The sequence below is a fragment of the Saliniramus sp. genome (assembly GCF_035311605.1).
GTDB lineage: Bacteria > Pseudomonadota > Alphaproteobacteria > Rhizobiales > Beijerinckiaceae > Saliniramus.
Window position 1 is genome coordinate 1 of sequence record NZ_DATGCW010000094.1, and the last position, 4,465, is coordinate 4,465.

General features: G+C 66.0%; 4 protein-coding genes. 2 read left to right on the plus strand and 2 right to left on the minus strand.

Features of this window, described 5'->3' with window-relative positions; translation table 11 throughout:
- Window positions 1-2 precede the first annotated feature (2 nt).
- Entirely contained in the window at window positions 3-1,097 is a 1,095-nt protein-coding gene (locus tag VKP01_RS04415) for an NADH:flavin oxidoreductase/NADH oxidase (protein WP_324410648.1), read from the plus strand.
- A 24-nt stretch (window positions 1,098-1,121) separates the two neighbouring features.
- Here VKP01_RS04415 and VKP01_RS04420 read toward each other — a convergent pair whose 3' ends face one another.
- Window positions 1,122-2,060 carry a 3-hydroxyacyl-CoA dehydrogenase family protein gene (locus VKP01_RS04420; protein ID WP_324410650.1) on the minus strand — a complete coding sequence of 313 codons (939 nt, stop codon included), beginning with the start codon at window positions 2,058-2,060 and terminating at the stop codon, window positions 1,122-1,124.
- A gap of 154 nt (window positions 2,061-2,214) precedes the next feature.
- On the opposite strand from VKP01_RS04420, the gene VKP01_RS04425 reads away from it, so the two are divergent.
- On the plus strand, window positions 2,215-3,552 hold the full coding sequence (locus VKP01_RS04425; protein ID WP_324410652.1) for an FAD-binding oxidoreductase: 1,338 nt from the start codon (window positions 2,215-2,217) through the stop codon (window positions 3,550-3,552).
- A 12-nt stretch (window positions 3,553-3,564) separates the two neighbouring features.
- On the opposite strand, the gene VKP01_RS04430 is transcribed toward VKP01_RS04425, so the two are convergent.
- The coding region (locus VKP01_RS04430) for a GTP-binding protein (RefSeq protein ID WP_324410654.1) at window positions 3,565-4,465 on the minus strand (901 nt) is incomplete at its 5' end.

A 4,465-nucleotide genomic window follows, 5' to 3' on the forward strand; every position in this document is an offset into this window, starting at 1 on the left:
CCATGAAGAACCGCATCGCGATCTCGCCGATGTGCCAGTATTCCGCCATCGACGGCATGGTGGGAGATTATCACCTCGCCCATCTCGGCCGCTTCGCCCTCGGCGGGGCCGGGCTCGTCATGGTCGAAGCCACGGCGGTCACGGCGCAGGGGCGGATCACGCATGGCTGTCCGGGCTTGTGGGAGGATGCACAGATCGCGCCGATGGCGCGGATCGCTGCTTTTATCCGCGCGCAGGGCTCGGTTCCCGCGATCCAGCTCGGCCATGCCGGGCGCAAGGCCAGCATGCAGCGCCCGTGGTACGGCAATGGCCCGCTGAGCGCGGATGATTTCGCGCGCGGCGATCACCCCTGGGAGATCATCGCAGCGAGCGCAATCCCCATGGATGAGGGCTGGCTGACACCGCGCGCCATGGAACAGGCCGATATGGATGCGCTGATCACGGCCTGGTGCCAAGCGGCGCAGCGCGCGCGCGAGGCCGGTTTCGACGTGATCGAGCTTCATGCCGCCCACGGCTATCTCCTGCATTCCTTTCTCTCGCCGCTCACCAACCGCCGCAATGACGCTTATGGCGGCGATCTCGCCGGGCGGGCGCGTTTTCCGCTGGCTGTGGCGCGCGCCCTGCGCGAGACATGGCCTGCGCATCTGCCGCTGTTCACGCGACTATCCTGCGTCGACGGGATCGAGGGCGGTCTGGATATCGCCGATACGATCTGGCTGGCGCAGCAATTGAAGGCGATCGGCATCGATGTGATCGACTGTTCCTCTGGCGGCCTCGCGGGTTCCGCCACCGCCGCGCGGGTCAAGCGGGGTCCAGGCTTCCAGGTGCCCTTCGCCGAGGCCGTGCGCCGCGAGGCGGACATCCCCACCATGGCGGTGGGGCTGATCACCGAGGCGGCCCAGGCCGAGGCGATCCTCGCCGCCGGCCAGGCCGATATCATCGCCATCGGGCGTGAGGCTTTGGCCAATCCGAACTGGCCGCTCCAGGCGCTCTCGGAACTCGACGCCATGGCGCCGGAGAGCTTTCGCGCCTGGCCCGAGCAATCAGGCTGGTGGCTGGAGCGGCGGCGGCGGGCCATGATCGAGAACGCGCAGTAACGCGCTCTCTTTTCAGTCGCCTGATTACTTGCCCGCATCCTTCTTCAGCCAGCGGAACAATTCATCGACCCGCGCGGCCTTCAGCGCATCGCCGTCGCGGTTCGACCAATCGTAGATGCCCTGCTTGTTGGCAAAGCCCCGCGCACCGCTCTCGACCAGCTGCGTGACCTCGGGAGCCGGTTTTGGCGACGCGTCGAGATGCGGCAGCAGCGAGACGGCGAAGGCGTGCAGCGTATCGAGCCCGCCGAGTTCCGCGGATTCGATCGGGCCGGTCACGCCGAGCCGCCGCCCGAGCGTCTGGCGCACCACCGTATCGATCGCCTCCGCCGAAGCGATACCCTCCGCCCACATCGCCCAGGCTTCGCGCAGGATGGCGAACTGGATGCGGTTGCCGATCATGCCTGGCGTCTCCCGCTGCATCAGCACCGGCTCCTTGCCGGCCTCGCGCAAGAGCGCCATCGTGCGCGCGGTCGCCGCTTCCGCCGTGACAGGCGAGGGGCAGACCTCGACCACCGGGATCAAGGTCGCGGGGAACCAGAAATGCGCAGCCAGAACACGTTCGGGGCGCTTGACCTTCGCTGTGAGCGCCGAGGCCGGCTGGCCGCTGGAGGAGGCAAGGACGACATCGTCAGCACAGACGTCATCCAGTTTCGCAAAAAGCTCCGTCTTGATGGCGAGATCCTCGGTCACGGCTTCCATCACGAAATCGCATGATGCCGCATGACCCGGATCGGCGGAGGAGGAGACGCGCTGATGGGATTCCCGTGCATGATCGGTCGTGATCAGCCCACGCGCGGCAAATTCGGCGATCTGCTTGCCGACCACCTCGAGCGCCGCCCCCGCGCGCCCGGCATCGCGTCCGATCATGACGACATCCTTGCCCGCCATGGCGAAGACGGCGGAAATGCCCGTCCCCATCAGCCCGTTGCCGAGCACAGCGATCCTGTCGATCGTCTCGCGCATTGCTTTGACTCCCCTGTATGAATGCTTTTCCCGATCCGATCAATGCCGGAATTGACGCTAGGTTAGCTTCGCCTTACGATTGCGTAAACGTGTATTTTCACGGATTCAGCGACACGCCGGGCACGGCTGCGCGTTGCGAGGGCAGGAGAAGGCGATGAGCGCGCAACTGACGCAGGATTTTCGTTTCGCGCCCTGGTGGTGGGAAGCCGCCCCGCCGCCGCAATCGCATGAGGATGCGCCCGCATCCGGCTATGATCACGTCGTCATCGGCAGCGGGTTCACCGGCGTCGCTGCCGCCCTGCATCTGGCGCGCGGTGGACGCAGCGTGGCGCTGCTCGATGCCGAGCGCCTCGGCGCCGGCGCCTCACGCCGCAATGCCGGCTTCATCGGGCGTGTGATGAAGAAGAGCTTCGGTGACGTCGCGGATGCGAAGAACGAGGCCTATGCCCGCAAGACCTATCAGGAACTGCATGCGGCCTATGAAGACGTCTTCGCGCTCGCGCAGGAGGAGGGTATCGCCTGTCACGCTGCGCGTTGCGGACGCTTCATCGCTGCGACCGCTCCGGGCCACCGGGCTTATCTCGATGCCGATCTCGCCCGGATGAAGGCGGCTCTGGGGCATGATTACGCGATTCTCGATCCGCAGCATCAGCGCGCGGCGATCGGCAGCGACCATTATCATGGCGGCGCGGTCATCCCCGATAGCGGTTCGATCCATCCCGGCCTTTTGCATCAGGGACTGCTCGATCGCGCCGTCGCGGCTGGCGTCGCGGCTTTCGGCGAGACGCGGGTGAACGAAATCCACGAGAGCGACGAGGGCGTGCGCCTTGAGACCACGCGGGGCGAGATCACGGCGCGCGAGGTGGTGCTGGCCACGAACGGCTATACGCAGCATCCGGGCTGGTACAAGCGCCGCCTGGTGCCATTTCGCGCCTTCATGGCGACGACGGAGCCACTCGATCCTGCGCTGCTCGACGCGCTGATCCCGCAGGGGCGCACCATCATCGATTCGAACACGAATATCGATTTCTTCCGCCGCGCCCCCGACGCACCGCGCCTCGTTTTCGGCGGGGCGACGGCGGAGAAGCTCGCGGATGAAGAAGCGATCGCAGCGCGGATGCGCAAGATCATGCTCAAGGTCTTCCCGCAATTGGGCGATGTGCGCCTGTCGCATGTCTGGGACGGCTATTGCGCTGGCACCTTCGACATGAAGCCGCATGTCGGGCAACGCGGGCGACTGCATTACGCACTCGGCTACAATTTTGCCGGTGTGGCGCTGGGCTGCCGCTTCGGCAAGCGCATCGCCGACCGGATTCTCGGAAACGAACGCGGCCCCAGTGTCTTCGACGGCACCGCATTCCCGACCATGCCGCTCTATACCGGGCATCCCTGGTTCATCGGCGCCGCCATGCGCTATTTCGCCTGGCGTGATGCCGGCCTCGCGAAACGCTGGGACACGACGGCGCGCCGGCAGGTCGACGCGGCCGCATGAGCGCAAGCGGGTTCATGCCGCCCTCTCGCTGCGCCAGGCCGGGAACGGGTCGGGCAGACCCGCCCAGCTCTCGGCCTCGAATTTCGGCGCCGTCGAAGAGCCGACGAGGCAGGCATCGAGCTCGGCGCGGATCGCAGCCTCGTCCATCCCGATACCGATGAAGACGAGCTCCTGCCGGCGGTCGCCCCAGACCGGCGACCAGTGCCGGTTCATCAGATTGCGCCATTCCTCGTGATCCGGCCAGCGGCTCTTCGGGATCGCGCTCCACCAGAAGCCCATGGCCGAGACCTTGCACACGGCGCCCGCGACCGACAATTCGCCCACCCAGTCCGGACGCGTCGCCAGCCAGAAGTGGCCCTTGGCGCGCACAAGTCCGGGAAAGGACCGGTTGACGAAGGCGTTGAATCTTTGCGGATGGAAGGGCCGGCGGGCACGGTAGACGAAGCTTGCGACGCCGTATTCCTCGGTCTCGGGCACGTGATCGGCATGGCCGTAAAGCTCCTTGAACCACAGCGGATGTGCCTGCGCCTTCTCGAAATCGAAACGCCCGGTATCAAGCACCTCCGCCATGGGCACGCGGGCGTAATCGGACTCGATCAGCTTGGCGTCCGGGTTGAGCGCGATGATGATCTTCTTTGCGAGTTCGCGTTGTTCCGGCGTCGCGTCGGAGAATTTGTTCAGCACGATGGTATCGGCGAATTCGATCTGGTCGACGAGGAGATCGACCAGGGCGCGGTCATCGCCTTCCCCCGCAATCTCGCCGCGATCGCGCAGGAAGTCGTTCGAGCCGTAATCGCGCAGGAGATTGATGCAATCGACCACGGTGACCATGGTGTCGAGCCACGCCACATCGGAGAGGCTCTCGTCGTTCTCGTCGCGGAAATCGAAGGTCGCGGCCACGGGCAGGGGCTCG

What these genes read in the sequence shown, in the direction of transcription:
- VKP01_RS04415 (WP_324410648.1), top strand. Translation starts at nt 3, where the DNA reads ATGAAGAACCGCATCGCGATCTCGCCGATGTGCCAGTATTCCGCCATC.
- VKP01_RS04425 (WP_324410652.1), top strand. Translation starts at nt 2,215, where the DNA reads ATGAGCGCGCAACTGACGCAGGATTTTCGTTTCGCGCCCTGGTGGTGG.
- VKP01_RS04420 (WP_324410650.1), bottom strand. Translation starts at nt 2,060, where the DNA reads ATGCGCGAGACGATCGACAGGATCGCTGTGCTCGGCAACGGGCTGATG.